15 protein-coding genes and 1 pseudogene are annotated in these 15,901 nt (G+C 71.8%); 8 read left to right on the top strand and 8 right to left on the bottom strand.

Annotated elements, in window-relative coordinates:
* The first annotated feature begins 6 nt into the window (after positions 1–6).
* From OHB01_RS34050 to mshC, 4 genes are all read left to right on the top strand, one after another.
* The gene (locus OHB01_RS34050) at positions 7–576 is read left to right on the top strand and encodes a DUF3090 family protein (RefSeq protein WP_142647407.1); all 570 of its coding nucleotides are present in this window, start codon (positions 7–9) and stop codon (positions 574–576) included.
* Between the two features lie 58 nt (positions 577–634).
* Positions 635–1,396, top strand: coding sequence for an SCO1664 family protein (locus tag OHB01_RS34045; RefSeq protein WP_142647406.1), 762 nt, complete (start codon positions 635–637; stop codon positions 1,394–1,396).
* A 94-nt stretch (positions 1,397–1,490) separates the two neighbouring features.
* The gene (locus tag OHB01_RS34040) at positions 1,491–2,255 is read left to right on the top strand and encodes an NRDE family protein (protein WP_260617229.1); all 765 of its coding nucleotides are present in this window, start codon (positions 1,491–1,493) and stop codon (positions 2,253–2,255) included.
* A 10-nt stretch (positions 2,256–2,265) separates the two neighbouring features.
* Entirely contained in the window at positions 2,266–3,477 is a 1,212-nt protein-coding gene (gene mshC / locus OHB01_RS34035) for a cysteine--1-D-myo-inosityl 2-amino-2-deoxy-alpha-D-glucopyranoside ligase (protein ID WP_328710333.1), read from the top strand.
* A 32-nt stretch (positions 3,478–3,509) separates the two neighbouring features.
* Here mshC and OHB01_RS34030 read toward each other — a convergent pair.
* From OHB01_RS34030 to OHB01_RS34020, 3 genes and pseudogenes are all read right to left on the bottom strand, one after another.
* A pseudogene (locus tag OHB01_RS34030) lies at positions 3,510–4,019 on the bottom strand (snapalysin family zinc-dependent metalloprotease); the annotation flags it as partial.
* A gap of 22 nt (positions 4,020–4,041) precedes the next feature.
* Positions 4,042–4,182 (bottom strand): hypothetical protein, encoded by a 141-nt coding sequence (locus OHB01_RS34025; RefSeq protein ID WP_168065884.1) that lies wholly within the window; start codon positions 4,180–4,182, stop codon positions 4,042–4,044.
* Between the two features lie 16 nt (positions 4,183–4,198).
* The gene (locus OHB01_RS34020) at positions 4,199–4,831 is read right to left on the bottom strand and encodes a class E sortase (protein WP_260617228.1); all 633 of its coding nucleotides are present in this window, start codon (positions 4,829–4,831) and stop codon (positions 4,199–4,201) included.
* A gap of 393 nt (positions 4,832–5,224) precedes the next feature.
* On the opposite strand from OHB01_RS34020, the gene OHB01_RS34015 reads away from it, so the two are divergent.
* From OHB01_RS34015 to OHB01_RS34005, 3 genes are all read left to right on the top strand, one after another.
* The gene (locus OHB01_RS34015; RefSeq protein WP_328854520.1) at positions 5,225–6,103 is read left to right on the top strand and encodes a hypothetical protein; all 879 of its coding nucleotides are present in this window, start codon (positions 5,225–5,227) and stop codon (positions 6,101–6,103) included.
* 31 nt (positions 6,104–6,134) lie between these two features.
* Positions 6,135–7,895: a DUF4012 domain-containing protein gene (locus tag OHB01_RS34010; RefSeq protein ID WP_142647401.1), complete on the top strand. Its 1,761-nt coding sequence runs from the start codon at positions 6,135–6,137 to the stop codon at positions 7,893–7,895.
* Positions 7,896–8,237: 342 nt separating this feature from the next.
* Positions 8,238–8,783: a low molecular weight phosphatase family protein gene (locus OHB01_RS34005; protein WP_168065882.1), complete on the top strand. Its 546-nt coding sequence runs from the start codon at positions 8,238–8,240 to the stop codon at positions 8,781–8,783.
* Here OHB01_RS34005 and OHB01_RS34000 read toward each other — a convergent pair.
* The 5 genes from OHB01_RS34000 to OHB01_RS33980 form a co-directional block, all read right to left on the bottom strand.
* Complete coding sequence (locus OHB01_RS34000) at positions 8,761–10,143, bottom strand: tyrosine-protein kinase family protein (protein ID WP_142647399.1); 1,383 nt, start codon at positions 10,141–10,143, stop codon at positions 8,761–8,763. The genes OHB01_RS34005 and OHB01_RS34000 overlap by 23 nt on opposite strands.
* A 4-nt stretch (positions 10,144–10,147) precedes the next feature.
* Positions 10,148–11,185, bottom strand: a complete 1,038-nt coding sequence (locus tag OHB01_RS33995) for an MraY family glycosyltransferase (RefSeq protein ID WP_142647398.1) — start codon at positions 11,183–11,185, stop codon at positions 10,148–10,150.
* A complete protein-coding gene (locus OHB01_RS33990) occupies positions 11,182–12,180 on the bottom strand; it encodes an NAD-dependent epimerase/dehydratase family protein (protein ID WP_142647397.1) in 999 nt (332 codons plus the stop codon). The genes OHB01_RS33995 and OHB01_RS33990 overlap by 4 nt, the downstream gene beginning before the upstream one ends.
* A gap of 89 nt (positions 12,181–12,269) precedes the next feature.
* Positions 12,270–13,226, bottom strand: a complete 957-nt coding sequence (locus OHB01_RS33985; protein WP_142647396.1) for an NAD-dependent epimerase/dehydratase family protein — start codon at positions 13,224–13,226, stop codon at positions 12,270–12,272.
* Complete coding sequence (locus OHB01_RS33980) at positions 13,223–14,368, bottom strand: glycosyltransferase (protein ID WP_142647395.1); 1,146 nt, start codon at positions 14,366–14,368, stop codon at positions 13,223–13,225. The genes OHB01_RS33985 and OHB01_RS33980 overlap by 4 nt, the downstream gene beginning before the upstream one ends.
* Before the next feature lie 774 nt (positions 14,369–15,142).
* Here OHB01_RS33980 and OHB01_RS33975 point away from each other — a divergent pair.
* The gene (locus OHB01_RS33975) at positions 15,143–15,880 is read left to right on the top strand and encodes a class I SAM-dependent methyltransferase (protein WP_168065880.1); all 738 of its coding nucleotides are present in this window, start codon (positions 15,143–15,145) and stop codon (positions 15,878–15,880) included.
* Positions 15,881–15,901: the final 21 nt, after the last annotated feature.

Here is a 15,901-nt window from a genome sequence, read left to right as displayed (position 1 = left end):
CGGGCTATGCCGGTCTTCGACTACGATCCGCCTGACAGGTTCGTGGCCGGTGCCGTGGGGCAACCGGGCGCGCGAGCCTTCTTCCTGCAAGCCAGAGGCCAGGGCAGGATCACCACGGTTGCGCTGGAGAAGTTCCAGGTCGCCGTGCTGGCCGATCGCCTCGACGAGCTGCTCGACGAGGTGCTGCGGCGCAGTGGCGGGCGCGCGCCGGTCCCGGCCATGGCCCCCGCGGAGCTGGCCGACGAGGGCCCTCTCGACCTGCCGATCGACGAGGACTTCCGGGTGGGCACGATGGCGCTCGCCTGGGATCCCGAGACCGCCCAGGTGATCATCGAGGCGCAGGAGGCCACCGAGGGCGACGAGGAGGACGAGGAGCCCCCGCTGGACGACCGGCCCGAGCCCGCCGTCCTCCGGGTGCGGATCAGCGCCGCCGCCGCCCGCGCGTTCAGCCGCAGGGCGCTCGAGGTGGTCGCCGCGGGCCGCCCGCCGTGCCCGCTGTGCGGCAGGCCGCTCGACCCCGAGGGCCACATCTGTGTCCGCCTCAACGGCCACCACCCCGGAGGACTGTCGGCATGAGAGGCGCGGCGGTGAACGGGTGGAAGGGCGGCCTCGCGCCGCGCGGGCGAGGAACCGGATGACGGCCGAGGGCGAGGCGAGCATCAGCGACGTGGACGGGCCGGGGCTGGACGACGCGGCGGCGCTGAGCCTGCTGCGGGAGGGCACCTTAGAAGTGGCAGGACGACTCGTCGAGGCCACGAACATGACGCTCTACTGCTCCATCAGGAACGGCGAGCACACGGCGGCGTGCGTGTACAAGCCGGTGCGCGGGGAGCGCCCCCTGTGGGACTTTCCCGACGGCACGCTCGCGGCCCGGGAGGTGGCCGCCTACGAGGTGGCCGCCGCCACCGGATGGCGCATCGTGCCGCCGACCGTCTATCGGGACGGCCCCTTCGGCCCGGGGATGGTGCAGCTGTGGATCGACGCCGATCCCGAGACCGATCTGATGGCTTTGATGCGCAGCCGCAACCCCGCCCTGCGCCGCATGGCCGTGTTCGATGCCGTGGTGAACAACGCCGACCGCAAGGGCGGCCACCTGCTGCCGCTGCCCGACGGGCACGTGTACGGGGTCGATCACGGGGTGTGCTTCGCGGTGGAGGACAAGCTGCGCACCGTGCTGTGGCAGTGGCGCGGCAAGGCGCTCCCGCGCGAGGCGGTCAACGTGCTGGTGCGGCTGGAACACGAGATCGAGCGGGGGCGTCTCGGCCGGCGCCTGCGCGAGCTGCTGACCCAGGCCGAGGTGGAGGCCACGTGGGAGCGGGTCAAGAGGCTGCTCGCCACGGGGGTCCACCCCCACCCGTCCGAAGACTGGCCGGCGATACCGTGGCCCCCGATTTGATCGACTCGGTCAGGCTTGCGCAAAACGTGCGAATTGTGCACTCTGCAGGGGTCTCTACCGATATTGGAGGGAACACGCATTGTGTACGGTCATCGTGAGCGTCGAGCCGGAGGCGGACGCGCCGGTGCTCCTGGCGGGAGTGCGTGACGAGTTCGTCACGCGGCCGTGGATGTCACCGGACCGGCACTGGCCCGCGTACCCCGGCCTGGTCGGGGGCCGCGACCTGCAGGCGGGCGGCACCTGGCTGGCCGCCGACCCCGAAAACCGGCGCGTGGCCGCGCTGCTCAACGGCGACGGCGTCGCGGCCTCGGAGGGCAGGCGTCACTCGCGCGGCGAGCTGCCGCTGCTCGCCGCGGCGGCGGGAGAGTTCCCGCCGCTCAATTTATCGTGGTACGACCCATTTCATCTGCTTCTCGGCGGGCTCGACGGTGTACGGCTGTGGAGCTGGGACGGCAGGTCCCTTGCCGAGGAGAAGCTGCCCGCGGGCGTGCACATGATCGTGAACGCCGGCTGGGATCGCGAGGAGAGCGAGCCGCGCACCGCTTGGTTCCGGCCCCGCTTCGCCAGGGCCGCCCGGCCCGGGTGGACCACGGGAGGCTCGACCGAGCGGTTCTGGGGGGAGTGGCTCGACCCCGCCTCGGGCGCGGGGATGCCCTGGGACGATCCCCGCGCGCTGGTCATGCGCCGGCGGCTGCCGGACGGGCGGGTCTTCGCCAGCCTCTCGATCACGCTGGTCGCCGTGGCGGAGGAGGGGCTTCGCTACGACTTCTGCCCCCAGCCGGACGACCCCGCCACCTGGCACGAAGTGGACACCTCGTGGGGCGCACCGGCTGACCGGGTCCGCCGGCGGCGCGGATAGGCTTCACACCATGCGATCGTGGTCTGCTCCGAATGTCCCAAGGCTGCCCGGTTCGGGCCTCATGCTCCGTCTGTACGACACGGCCGCCCGGGAGGTGCGGGAGACTACCCCCTCCGGCGAGGCCAGGCTCTACGTCTGCGGCATCACGCCGTACGACGCCACCCACCTGGGCCACGCCAACACCTACCTCGCCTTCGACCTGGTCAACCGGGTGTGGCGGGACGCCGGCCACGACGTGCACTACACCCAGAACGCCACCGACGTGGACGACCCCCTGCTGGAGCGGGCCGAGGCGACCGGCACCGACTGGCGCTCCCTCGGCGAGCGTGAGATCGAGCTGTTCCGCTCCGACATGGAGGCGCTGCGCATCCTGCCGCCCCGCGAGTACGTCGGGGTGACCGAGACCGTGGGGGAGATCGCCGAACTGGTCACCCGGCTGGCCGAGCGGGGCGCCACGTACGAGATCGACGGGGACGTCTACTTCTCGGTCGCGTCCGCGCCCAAGTTCGGCGCGGTCTCGGGCTACTCCGAGGAGACCATGTTCGAGCTGTTCGGCGAGCGCGGGGGCGACCCCGGCAGGGAGGGCAAGCGCCACCCGCTCGACTGGCTGCTGTGGCGGGCGGAACGGCCCGGAGAGCCGTCCTGGGATTCGCCGCTCGGCCGCGGCAGGCCCGGCTGGCACATCGAGTGCACCGCCATCGCCCTGCGCAACCTGGGCAGCGGCTTCGACGTCGCCGGCGGCGGCTCGGACCTGATCTTCCCCCACCACGAGATGGGCGCCTGTGAGGGCCACGTGGCCACCGGCGAGTGGCCGTTCGCCCGGGCGTACGTCCACGCGGGCATGGTCGGCCTGGACGGCGAGAAGATGTCGAAGTCCAGGGGCAACCTCGTGTTCGTCTCCAGGCTGCGGCAGGCCGCCGACCCCATGGCCATCCGGCTGGCCCTGCTGGCGCACCACTACCGTTCGGACTGGGAGTGGACGCCGGACCAGCTCACCGCGGCCGAGGAGAGGCTGGCGCGGTGGCGGGCGGCGGTGGCGCGCCCGGCGGGCCCCGAGGGCGGCCCTGTGCTGGCGGCGGTGCGCGAGCGCCTCGCCGACGATCTCGACGCCCCCGGTGCGCTCGCGGTGATCGACGCCTGGGCGGCGCAGGAGGGCGACGACGCCTCGTCTCCGGCGCTGGTGCGCGACGTCGCCGACGCGCTCCTCGGCGTCGCCCTCTGAGCGGAGCCGGCGAAGTTCGCGTCGGCGGTGTGGCGCTCCGCGGCGCTCGGGGCGGCGTTGGCACAGCTCACCGGGGCGCTGTGACCGGACATCAGGTCGGCGCACAGGCCGGTGCGCCGGTCGGGCAGGCCGAGGATGTGGCCGATCTCATGGGTGGCGATGCGCAGGGGAGAGTAGCCCCCGGCGGTCGCCTCCCTGCCCAGCCAGATCGTGCCCCGGCCCAGCCCGGTGGCGCTCGTACGCGGCCAGCCGTCGTCCGCGCGCACCACGAAGTCGGCGGGCGTGCCCGCGACCAGCCGGACGTTGGCGACGCTCGCGTTCCACACCCGCGCGGCCTGGTCCATCACCGTGCGGAACTCGGCGGCGCGGCTCGCGTCGTACCGCAGCACGCGTACGGCGTTCGCCGCCGGGTCACCCGCGGGCAAGGCTGCCCGGGCCGGTGACGCGGTGACCGGTGACGCGGTGACCGGTGACACGGTGACCAGCACGGCCGGTCCCAGGAGCAGGGCCGAGACGGCCCGGAGGAACCGCGAGGCGGGCATCGGGGACATGAGGGCGGCCTCGCTAGCCGAGCGGCACCCGCGGCGCCAGCCAGGGGAACACGACGTACCACAGCGCGGCCACGGCCGCGCAGGTCAGCAGCAGCACGACGGCCAGCCGGAGCGCGGTGCCGCCGGGCAGCCGCCGCCAGAGGAACCTGTACACGCCGGATCTCCCTCGGTCAGTCGCGGCGTTCCTCGCGGCGGACGAGCACGCCCTGGACGATCAGGCGCTGCGCCGCGGAGAACTTGGGGTGGCAGGTGGTCATGGTCATGACCGCGGTGGTGGGCCGCTTCCCGGGATGGCCGGGGACGGGATCGACGACGTCGACCTCGCCGGGGTCCACGATCTCCTTACGCGTCACCTCGTAGGTGTAGCGGGCGTCCCGCGCGTCCACCACGATGTCGTCGCCGCGCCGCAACTGGTCGATCCGGTTGAACGGCGCGGCGTAGGTGGTGCGGTGGCCGGAGAGCACGAAGTTGCCCACCTGGCCGGGCATCGCCGAGCCGGGGTAGTGACCGGGGCCCTTGCGCAGCTCCGCCGGGCCGACGCCCTCGACGACGGCGAACCGGTAGTCGGCGCCCAGACGTGGGATGCGCAGCAGCGCCAGCGCGTCGCCGAGCCGCACCGGACCCTCGCCCGGACGCGCCTGCCCGTCGTGCCTGGCGAAGACCTCGCCGAGCTGTCGCTGCAGCACGCTCTGCTCCCGCTCGGTCTCCGCTCCGGTGCCCCACAGCAGATATGCGTAGAACAGCAGCAGGACCAGCCCTACCGGCAGGCACAGCTCGCCGATGACCCGCGTGACCGTTTTCACGGCTCCGTCGTCTGCTCCGCGCACGGACCGAGTATCGCCTCCGGACATCTCCCGCCGGAGACCGCGCGAGGGGCGTTGGCGAATTCTTTGGCTCGCCGGACACCGGGGCATGAGCGCGGCGCGTGTCCCGCCCCGAAATCGCGGGACCGGGCCCGTACGGTTGACTCATATGCCCGATCACCTGCGGCGACACGGGCGGGGTCAACGAAGCGAAAACCTGGACGATCCTTCGGTAAGCACCGTGTGCCGCTATGGGGCGGACCTTGGCCAGGCGCATATAACAGTCGAGCAGCGAAATATCGCTGGCAATCCGGGCAAATGCTCAAAGAATTGAGCGGCCGTTATCGGGAGTCCAAAGTGGCGCGAAAAACTACAGTACCTATTCTTCTGGCGGTGACGGTCGCGGGCGGCCTGACGCTCGGCGGTGCCGGCGTGGCCGCCGCACAGACCTACGCGGCGGCGCCGAAGGTCGCCATGCAGCCGTACCCGCCCGCCCCCTTCGAACCGTTCGCCCTGGTGTTCCTGGGCGATTTCTCGGATGACCCCTTCGATGCCCTGGCCGGTCTCTCACGGGAAGGCCGGCTGCTCGGTCCCGTGGGCGGCGGTGGCGGTGCCGGCGGCGGGGACCGCGACGACGGCAGGGGCGGTCGCGGTGGCGACGGTTGGGGCGACCCCGGCGCGGACGGCGTCAACAAGGCCGACAAGGCCGACAAGGTCGTCGAACCGGCCACGACCACCGTCGTCCCGGCCGCGGACGTGCAGGGCGTGGAGCCGGAGACTGTGAACACCACCAACTGCCCCAACGGCAACTGCGGGCCGACGTGGTGGGGCACCGGACCGCAGTGGAACAACACCGGACCCGGCGCCTGGACCAGCAACGACACGCAGAACAACGACGGTGCCCAGCCCATCATCGGGCCGGGCGGCCCGGGTAGCGACAGTGGGGCACTCCCGGTCCAGAACGCCGTCCAGACCAGCGAGAGGTCGCCGGAGGACGTCGCCGAGCTCCCCGACGAGGACTTCTCCGAGGAGGAGTCGGAGGAGGAGCCCGAGGAGAGCGCGGACGAGGAGTCCTACGACGAGGACATGCCCATGGGCATGGACTCCGAGCAGATGGGCGGCGGCGGCCCCGCACCGGCTGCGGCCGGCCCGCAGCTGCCGTTCACGGGCGCGCCGATGGGGATCGCCGCGGCTGGCGCGGGCCTGCTGGCCGTCGCGCTCGGCTGCACCATGCTCTCCGCACGGCGCCGCCGGTCCACCGACGCCAAGTAGACAGGTGTCGAGCAGACCGGTGCCTAAGAGGATGAGGCGCAGGCTGGTCGTCGTCGGCCTGCCGTCGCTGGCCCTCGGCCTCGTGCTGGCCGGGGGCTGGTCCGCGCATCTCGGGCTGAGCGTGCGCGACCACCTTGAGGCGGCGCGGGACGCTCTGCTCCGGCTGCGCACCGCCCGCCTCGGGTCGCCGGGCGATTCGCTGAGCAGGACGCTCGCGGACGCCCGGCGGCACGCGGCGGAGGCGCGACGGCTGACAGGCGGCCCCGGCTGGGCCCTGCTCACGCATCTGCCTCTGGTGGGGGACGCGGCGACGACGGTCCGCGGACTGGCGGGGGCGGCCGACGAGTTCACCGACGTGCTGGCCGAGGTCCAGCGGGTGGCCGCCCCGCTCATGACGGGGGGCGGCGCTCTCGCCGGGAACGACCAGAGCCGGATGCTCGCGACTCTCGACGCGCTGGCGCCGGTCCTCGACCGCGCCGCCGTACGCATCGCGGCGGCGCGGTCGGAGCTGGCGCGCACCCCGGCCGAAACCGGCCTGGAGGCCGTGGACCGGGCGCGCGACACGATGGTGCGGGAGACCGCAAGGATCCAGGGCTTTGCGGGCGCGGCGGCGAACGTCGCGGCGCTCGCACCGCCCATGCTCGGCCGCGACGGCCCGAGGCGCTACTTCCTGGCGTTCCAGACCAACGCCGAGGCACGCGGGACGGGCGGCCTGGTCGGCGCGTACGGCATCCTCCGCGCCGACCGGGGCAGGATCGCGATCGAGCGGCTGTCGGCCAACAACGGCCTCGCGAACAGTAGTAAGCCCGTGGTCGACCACGGGGTGCGCTTCCGTGCGCGCTACGGGCCCGGTGCGGCCAAGATGCTGTCGGTGTCCAACCTGTCGCCGCACTTCCCGTACGCCGCGACCACCTGGGCCGGGCTGTGGCAGCGGCAGACGGGCAAGCCGGTGGACGGCGCCATCGCCACCGATCCGGTCGGCCTGGCCCGGATGCTGGAGATCACCGGGCCGGTGCGGCTGCCGGGAGGCGAGACCGTCACCGCCGCCAACGTCGTCGACCTCACCGAGCGGGTGGCGTACGAGCGCTATTCCGACCCGGTCGAACGCAAGAAATACCTGATCAGGCTCGCGGGCGCCGTGAGTGAGGCGCTGATCAGGGCGAATCCCGAGCCCACCCGGCTGGTGCCGGTCCTGGCCGGCCTCGCGACCGACCGCAGGGTCCAGATCTGGACCAGCAGGAAGGACGAGGAGGCGCGGCTCGAGGCGACCCCCCTCGGCGGTGTGCTGCCCGAGCGGCCGGGGCCGTACGCGGCGCTCGTCGTCAACAACTCGGCCGGGACCAAGCTCGACTACTACCTGCGCCGGTCGATCACCTACGAGCTGGGGCCCTGCCGCCCCGACGGGATGCGCCAGGCGAAGGTGCACATCAGCCTCGCCAACGACGTGCCGCACGGGCACCTGCCCAGCTATGTCACCGACCGGCTCGACTCCCCGCGCCGGTCCCACGTCCCCGGATCGAACCGGCTGTGGGTGTCGCTGTACGGCGCCATCGGCGCGCAGGCCACCGAGATGCGGGTGGACGGCCGGCCTTCCGGGTTCTACACGGAGTATGAGCGGTCGCACCCGATCTTCTCGACGGTGCTGGAGTTCGCCCCCCGGCAGACGAGGACGATGGACCTCGACCTGCTCGAACCCTACTCCGCCGCCCCGCCGATGGTCCCGGCGCAGCCGCTCGTCCGGCCGCAGGAGGCCGTGATCCGGCGCAACGACCAGGGTTGCCCAGTGCACTGACGAGGCGCGGGCCGCACGCCGCGGCCCGCGCCTTGCGCCGCGGTGACCGGCGACGCGGGCGGAGACCGGTGACAGAGCCGGACACCGGCGACGCGGGCCGGAGATCCGGGACGAGGCCGGAGATCGTAAAAAGCGGCGTGCCGTCCACGGCCGCCCGCCCGCCGCGTCCTAGCGTCCCGCTCCATGGAGCGTACGCGTGACTGTGACTCTGCCCGCGACCATTTCCGGGGCGGTGCGGGGGACCGTGCTGCCGCTCACAACCCTGCGCGGGAGCCCGATCGCGACCTTGTCCACGGCTCTCATGACCCTGCCGGTCCCGGGGCCGGCTTCCGCATCCTGTTCGTGTGCACGGGGAACATCTGCCGGTCCCCGCTGGCCGAGCGGCTGACGCGGGCGGCTCTCGGACCGGGCTCGCCGATCACCGTGTCCAGCGCGGGCACCCATGCCTTGCCGGGGCGCTCGATGGACGAGGGCGCTCGTAGGGAGCTGATCCGGCTCGGTGGCGATTCGGAGGGCTTCGCCTCGCGCCCTCTCACCTCGGAGACGGTGGTCGCCGCCGACCTCGTGCTGACGGCCTCGTCCGAGCACCGTTCCCACGCTGTGGCGCTGCATCCTCGGGCGGCGGCGCGCACGTTCACCATCGCGGAGTTCGGCGCGCTGGCCCGGGCGGTTCCCGCTGACGAGGTTCTCCGCCACGCCGACCCTGTGCGGCGGGCGCACGCGCTGGTCGCTGAGGCGAGGGCGCTGCGCGGGCTGGTCCGGGTGGAGCAGCCCGACATCGCCGATCCCTACCGGGGCTCCCGCAGAGCCTACCGGGCGGCGGCCCGACGCATCGTCGAGTCACTCGCCGCCCCGGTGGCGCTGTTCACACGGGCAGCGGCGACCTGACGTCCGCTTCCGGCTGCTCCGCCGGCTGGTAGCCGTACCCGTAGCCGTAATGATCGCCCTGCTTGGCCGGTGCGAAGTTGAGCACGGCGCCGACGAGGCGGGCGTTGACCGACGACAGCAGCTCCTCGGCGCGCGTCACCTGTTCGCGCCGGGTCTTGCCGTGGCGCACGACGAGCAGCGTGCCGTCGCAGATCGCGGCGAGCGCCGCGGCGTCGGTGACGGGGAGTAGCGGCGGCGCGTCGATTATCACCATGTCGTACTCCTGCGTGAGCTGGGTCAGCACCGCGCGCATGCCCTGCGAGCCGAGCAGCTCGCTGGGGTTCGGCGGGACGCGTCCGCTCGGCAGCACCGACAGGCTGGGCCGGCCCCAGGTCTGGATGACGTCGGGCAGGCGGGCCTTGTCGATGAGGACGTCCGTGAGACCGGTGCCGCCCTCGATGCCGAGATAGCCGGGGACACTGGGGCGGCGCAGGTCGCCGTCGACCAGGATCACCCGCCAGCCCGCCTGCGCCATCGCGATCGCCAGGTTGGCCGACGTTGACGACTTGCCCTCGTTGGGCAGGCAACTGGTGACGACGAGTGACTTCGGCTTCCGGTCCACACCGATGAACTGCAGGTTGGTTCGCAGCGAACGGAACGACTCCGACCGTGAGGAGCGACCGGCTCCGCCGATGATCAGGGGGTGCCTGCGGGCATCGCGCTCGTATCCGACCACCGCGAGGAGCGAGGTCCCGGCGACCCTCTGCAGCACCTCGGCCGTCTTGATGGTCGTGTCCAGGCGGTCGCGCATGACGAGCCCGCCGACGGCCGCGAACAGCGAGATGAGCACGCCGAGCGCCAGGTTGACCGCCGGCCGGGGAGCGATGGGCTCCTCGGGGACATCAGCCTTGTCCACGACGGTGACCCGGACGGTAGGCGGGCTCTTGGGCGTGGGCCGCTCGATCTGGTCGATCATCGAGGTGAACACGGCGCCCAGTGAGTCGGCCCGTGCAGCGGCGCGACGGGGGTCGGAGTCGGCGACGGTAGCCCGCAGCAGAGACGTGCTGGGGATGGCCTCGGCGGTGACGTTCTCCTGGAGGTCCGCGACCTCCGCGGCACCGACGACCCTCCCGATCACCCGTCGGCTGGTCAGCAGGGCGGCGTAGGACTGGACCCGTTGCTGCGACAGTTCCCCCGCCTGCAGGGCGGTGGACAGGTTCTCTTCCCGGTAGTTCGCCGAGACCAGCATGGATATCGACGCGAGGTACCTCGGCGGCGTCTTCGCGGTCACGACGAGGGCGGCGCTCACTCCGACGATCAGCGAGACCAGCAGAAGCGGCCAGTATCTGCGCACCAGACGCGCGTAGTAGAGAAGTTCCATTCCTTCATCGCCTAACAGGAAGAGAGGGCTGCGGGCGGGCGGCCGGGTAGACCGGAATCCGTTGCGGCAGGAGGACGGCGAGGCAGGCGACGGCCGCTGCCCCGATCGCTGCGCCGAGCGGCGGGATCCAGCCCAGGACCAGAGCCAGGTAGGCCGTGCCGGCTGCGGCGGCGCCCGCGGCGAGCGTGACCGCCGTGAGTCTGGTCCCAAGGCCGAGCCTGCGCAGCCGGTGAGAAAGATGGTCGGTGCCCCCGCACAGCAGTGGGCGTCCTGCGCGCCATCGCGACAGCAGCACGACTCCCGTGTCGACGGTCGAGACGAAGGTCGGCAGGAGCAGGCTCGCTATCGCGGCGCCGGGGCCGCCGGCGGGGGCGGCGGTGCCGGCGAGCAGTGCCGCGCTGCAGGCGAGGACGAATCCGATGAACAGCGAACCGGCGTCCCCCATGAAGATCCGCGCCGGCGCCCAGTTGTACAGCAGGAACCCGAGGGCGGCGGGTGACAGAGTGACCAGGACCAGCCCGATCAGTGGCTGTCCCGACACGAAGGCGGCCGCCGCCAGGCATGTCGCGCTGACCGCGGTCACGCCGCCGAGAACGCCGTCCATGTTGTCGAGCAGGTTGAAGGAGTTGGTGACGACGACGATCCACAGCAGCGTGATCAGGACGTCCAGCGGCCCGCCGGTGACTGGCGCGACGATGCCGCACAGCACCGCCACGCCGGCCGCCAGGGCTTCGACGGCCAGCCGGGTGAGTTGAGGGAGCGGGATCAGATCGTCGATGAGCCCCAGCAGGGTCATCGCCACGGCACCCACAAGGATGCCGGCCGCTGGTCCCTCGAAAGCGCCGAGCGCGATCGCAGGGACGACCGTGCCCAGAGTGATCGCGACCCCGCCCAGGTACGGGGTGGGGTGCAGATGGGACTTGTGGCCGCTGGGCCGGTCGGTGATCCCCCACCTCAGGGCGAGGCGGCGCAGCAGGAAGGTCGCTGCGGCGCTGAGCACGATGCCGGCGCAGCCGGCAGCAAGGATGGCCGAGGCGTTCACCGATGCGGGCTCGCCAGTTCGGCGCGGGCTTCCGCGATGGTGTCCAGCAGGATGTCGTCGAGCGACCGGCGCGGTGTCCAGCCGGTGAGCTCCCGCAGCCTCGTCGTGTCCGGCACCCGGCGGGCCATGTCCTCGAACCCCGGCCCGTACGCGTCGGCGTACGGCACGAGGTCGACGCCGGACGTGCTCCCGGCCAGCTCGGTGATGAGCTTGGCGAGCTCCAGGATGCTCACCTCCTCGCTGGAGCCGATGTTGAAGGTCTGGCCGACCGCGGCGTCGCAGTCCAGGAGCAGCACCAGGGCGCGCACGACGTCCTCGACATGCGCGAAGCAGCGCGTCTGGGTGCCGTCGCCGTGCACGGTGAGCGGCAGACCGTTGATCGCCTGCCTGACCAGTTGCGGGATGACCATCCCGTACGCCGGGCTCTGCCGGGGACCCACCGTGTTGAACAACCGGACCACGATCGTCTGCAGCCCGCGCTCGCGGTGGTAGGCGTTGGCCAGGATCTCGTCGACGGCCTTCGCCGTGCTGTAGGCCCAGCGGACGACGTCGGGGCTGCCCAGGATGCGGTCGGCCGTCTCGGCGAGCGGCCCGGCGGAGTTCTTGCCGTAGATCTCGCTCGTGCTGGCCACCAGGACCTTGCGCCGGTATCGGTGTGCCGCCTCGATGACGATCTCCGAACCGCGGATGTTGGTCGTCAGCGACCTCAGGGGGTGTTCGACGATCAGCTTCACCCCGACGGCGGCGGCGAGGTGGACCACGACGTCACATTCGTGCACAAGCTCGTCCACCACGAGTTCGTCCAGGACCGAGCCCTGGACCACCCGCAACCGCGGCTCGGCGGCATGGCGTGCGAGGTTGGCCGGACGCCCTGTCGACATGTTGTCCAAAATGATCACGGAGTCGCCGCGGGCGAGCAACGCGTCGGTCAGGTGAGACCCGACGAAGCCGCTTCCGCCCGTTATCAGATACGTGTTCCCGCTTGACTTGGTCACGACTTCTCCCAGCAGGTGGCGATTGGCAGGATCGTTAGTTAGGTGCGTGCGTGCGGAAGGGCCCGGGCACAGGTCGCCCGGACCCCTGTTCAGCGGGGGTCGATGTCCAGGTTCTTTTCGAACCAGGTCATCGTCAGGCGGAGACCCTCGTCCAGCGGGACGGGCCGCACCCCCGGGAAGCGTTCGAGCAGCAGGCGGGACGACGCCTGCGACTCCCGGATGTCACCGGCGCGGGCGGGCAGGAACTCCGTCTCGACCGGCCGTCCGAGGACGGTCTCCAGAGTGTGTTTGAGGCTTATCAGGGACACGCGGGTGCCGAAGGCGAGGTTCACCGGCGTCGAGCTCGTCACCCGGCGCACGGCGGCGTCGGCGAGGACGCTCGCCACCGAGCCCACGTAGGTGAAGTCGCGCGCCTGCTGCCCGTCGCCGTAAATGGGCAGCGGCCGGCCGCGCAGGGCGGCGTCCATGAACGCCGGGATCACCGCGGCGTACGCGTGCCCGGCGGGCTGCAGGGGCCCGTACACGTTGAAGAAGCGGAACGGCAGCACAGGCAGCCCGTAGCTGCCGGCGTACGCCAGGGCGTAGGCCTCGGTGGCGAGTTTGCTGGCGCCGTACGGGCTCAGCGGGCGCGTCGGCAGGTCCTCGTGCTTGTACGGCTCAGGGCAGTCCCCGTACACCGAGGACGAGGAGGCGAGGATGACGTGTGGCATCGCACCGGGTCCGGCGGCGCGGCAGGCCTCCAGCACCTGCAGGGTCCCCGTGGCGTTCACCATGTGCGAGGCGACGGGGTCCTTCACCGACCGGGGCACCGAGGGCCGGGCGGCGAGGTGGACGACGTGCGTGGCCTCGCGGGTGAGGCCGGCCACCAGCTCCTTGTCGAGGATGCTGCCGATCACCAGGTCGACTCCGAGCCCGGCGACGTTCGCGCGGTCCCCGCTGCTCAGGTCGTCCAGGACGGTGACGCTCTCGACCTCCGGCCGGGTGATCAGCGTACGGCAGAGGTTGGCGCCGATGAACCCGGCGCCTCCAGTGACGAGGACTCTCATATACGGCTCCCTTCGGTCTTCAGCGGAACGGGGCACAGCGACCGGTAGAGCCGCTCCGTGTCGGCCACCAGACGTTCGACCGCGAAGGAGTCCGTCGTCCAGCGGCGGGCGGCCTCGCCCATGCGGTGGGCGAGACCCGGGTCCGACAGCAGCCGCAAGGTGTGCGCGGCGAGTTCGCCGGCATCCGGGGCGGCGAGCAGGCCGGTGACGCCGTGCCGGACGACCTCGTGGACGCTGCCCACCCGGGTCGACACGACAGGGACGCCTGCCATGCCGGCCTCGATGAGACTCAGCGGGGTCCCCTCGTTGTCGGAGGTCAGAACGACGACGTCGGCCGCGGCATAGACGGTCTCGACGTCCGGCCGCCACCCCAGCAGGTGGAAGGAGCCCGGCATTCGGGCAGCGCCCCGCTCTACCTCCTCTGTCAGTTCGCCGCCGCCGCAGACGACGAAGCGGCAGGCGGGCAGCCGTCCGAGCAGCGATTCCGCCACGGCGAGGAAGCGGTCGGGACGCTTCACGCGGGTGAGCCTGCCGACGAAGGCGACGACGGGCGCGTCCCCGGGCAGGCCGAGGGCGGCGCGGGCGGCCTCCCGGTCCGGGACCGAGCCCAGCCGCACTCCCGGAGGGATCACGATGTACTGCTCCGGCCTGCCGATCCCGGCGGCGAGCAGGTCGTCGCGGACCTTCTCTCCCACTGTCACCAGACGGTCGGAGACGGAGGCCAGACGCCGTTCCGCCCACACGTAGAGCCGGCGCTTGGCGGGCGAGAAGTAGCCGCTCAGCAGGTGACCGTGGAACACGTGCACCCGGGCGGCGCCGACGCGGGCAAGGCGGACGGCCGTGCGGCCGAGCGCGCCCGCCTTGGCCGTCCGCGTGTGCACGATGTGCGGCCGGAACTCGCGCATCTCGGCGGCCAGGCGCAGCAGGGCGCGGTAGTCGTCGGCCGGTCGGACGGAGCGGCCGAGTCCGGGGATCCGGCGTACCCGCAGCTCGGCGTCCCGGAGCAGAAGGTGGTCGCCTTCGGCGCCGTCGACGTGTCCGGTGTAGAGACGGTGGTCGAACTCGTCGGCGTTCAGCCGTTCGTGCAGTCCGAGAATCTGGGTCGCCGGCCCGCCGATATTCATGCGCGCGATGATTTCCATTACGCGGATCCGGCCGTCCGGTCTCGGCGTCGGTCTCACCAGGGGCTCCTCGTGATGGGCCTGTTCACGTCGCAGAAGCTAACCCGCCAATCGGGCTTCTCCGCGGCACCGTCACGGTCCCGGCGAAGCCTTTTCGCATTCCCTACCGGCACATGGTCCGGATGGTGTCCCGGGTCGTCGGGCGCGATTCAGTGAAATGTAAAAAGCCGACTTCGATTCGGCCTTCCGCCGCACCACCGTGAAATCGCTCGACAGGGACGCGCTTTCCGGCCGCACGCCGGGGTGGTCGGCCCGCCCCCGCCGGGGCGACCGCCCGACCGTACAAAAGAGTGGCAAGATCTTGGCCGCGCCCCGGAGTCGGAATCGCCAGCGGGCGGGGATGGTTGTGAGGCTTGGACCAGGCCCGAGACGACGCCTTCGCGGCACGCCGGAACGGCCACCGTCGAAGCGCCGCGACGACCGGGCCCGGCGGCTGTGCGCCCGCTCGGACCCCGATGACGTGCTCGGGGCCGGCGCGCCCTGCCGCTGGGGCCACGAGAGCCTCTGCGATCCCCGGCGCTTCCGGACGGCCGCGCCGGTCGAGCGGTGGGTGCCGGCCGAGGGTCCCGATCTCGGCGCTGCGCCGGCCGTAATTCCGCCGGCGCGCCTGCCGTTTCCTTTTACGAAATATTCCCGTGGCGCTCCCGAGGCGCGTATGAAACGACGCCATATCCTTCGGGCATGAATATTCGCGTCGTCGCCAGGAATGCCGTCCGCCCTTCTTATCTACCGGTGATGACGCAGAAAATATGGGTGCGCCTGAGCCACGGGCACAACCGTGAGAGGAAAGCCGCCCGAGCGTGGGCGGCGCGGCACGCGGAGGACATGAACGCCTGGGGGAGCGCCGTCGATCCCGTCCTGTGGCGAGAGGGCCTGGATTGGGCTGCCGCTTTCGCCGACTTCGCACGGCCGCGTCTCGACAGGCTCGCCGCCGCGGGCGTGAACCTGGGCGGGGGCGGCGGGGTCGAACTTCTGTACCTGCTGACCAGGCTCATCCGCCCCGCCCTGGCCCTGGAGACCGGAGTGGCGGCCGGTTGGTCCACCAGCGCGATCCTCGCGGCGATGCGCGCCAACGAGAGCGGCCTCCTGCTGTCGAGCGACTTCCCCTTCTTCCGCCTCGCCGATCCCGAGCGGTACATCGGATACGTCGTCCCCGACGACCTGAAGCGCAGATGGACGCTGCGCACCAAGGGCGACCGGCGCAATCTTGAGGAGTTCCTGCTCCCGGACACCCGGGTCGACCTCGTGCACTACGACTCCGACAAGACGAGGAACGGACGAGAGTTCTTCCTGCGGCGCGTGCGTCCGCACCTGACCAACAGGCATGTCATCGTCATGGACGACATCCAGGACAACCTGGTCTTCCGGGAGTACGCGGAGAGGCAGCGGGCCTTCCGAGTCTTCGAGTACGAGGGCAAGTACATCGGCGTGGCGGGGGCCGGGCTGCCGGCCTTGGAGCGCAGGCGCCCCTAGCAGTCCGATGGAACGCCTTCC

Source organism: Microbispora hainanensis, assembly GCF_036186745.1.
Taxonomy (GTDB): Bacteria; Actinomycetota; Actinomycetes; order Streptosporangiales; family Streptosporangiaceae; genus Microbispora.
The sequence above is the reverse complement of the archived record's forward strand: the minus strand, read 5'-3'. Positions and strand labels throughout refer to the sequence as shown.

Excerpts from the sequence above, each read along its gene's own strand:
- OHB01_RS34050 (WP_142647407.1), top strand. The coding sequence starts at position 7 with ATGCCGGTCTTCGACTACGATCCGCCTGACAGGTTCGTGGCCGGTGCC.
- OHB01_RS34045 (WP_142647406.1), top strand. The coding sequence starts at position 635 with ATGACGGCCGAGGGCGAGGCGAGCATCAGCGACGTGGACGGGCCGGGG.
- mshC (WP_328710333.1), top strand. The coding sequence starts at position 2,266 with ATGCGATCGTGGTCTGCTCCGAATGTCCCAAGGCTGCCCGGTTCGGGC.
- OHB01_RS34010 (WP_142647401.1), top strand. The coding sequence starts at position 6,135 with ATGAGGCGCAGGCTGGTCGTCGTCGGCCTGCCGTCGCTGGCCCTCGGC.
- OHB01_RS34000 (WP_142647399.1), bottom strand. The coding sequence starts at position 10,143 with ATGGAACTTCTCTACTACGCGCGTCTGGTGCGCAGATACTGGCCGCTT.
- OHB01_RS33985 (WP_142647396.1), bottom strand. The coding sequence starts at position 13,226 with ATGAGAGTCCTCGTCACTGGAGGCGCCGGGTTCATCGGCGCCAACCTC.
- OHB01_RS33980 (WP_142647395.1), bottom strand. The coding sequence starts at position 14,368 with ATGGAAATCATCGCGCGCATGAATATCGGCGGGCCGGCGACCCAGATT.
- OHB01_RS33975 (WP_168065880.1), top strand. The coding sequence starts at position 15,143 with ATGACGCAGAAAATATGGGTGCGCCTGAGCCACGGGCACAACCGTGAG.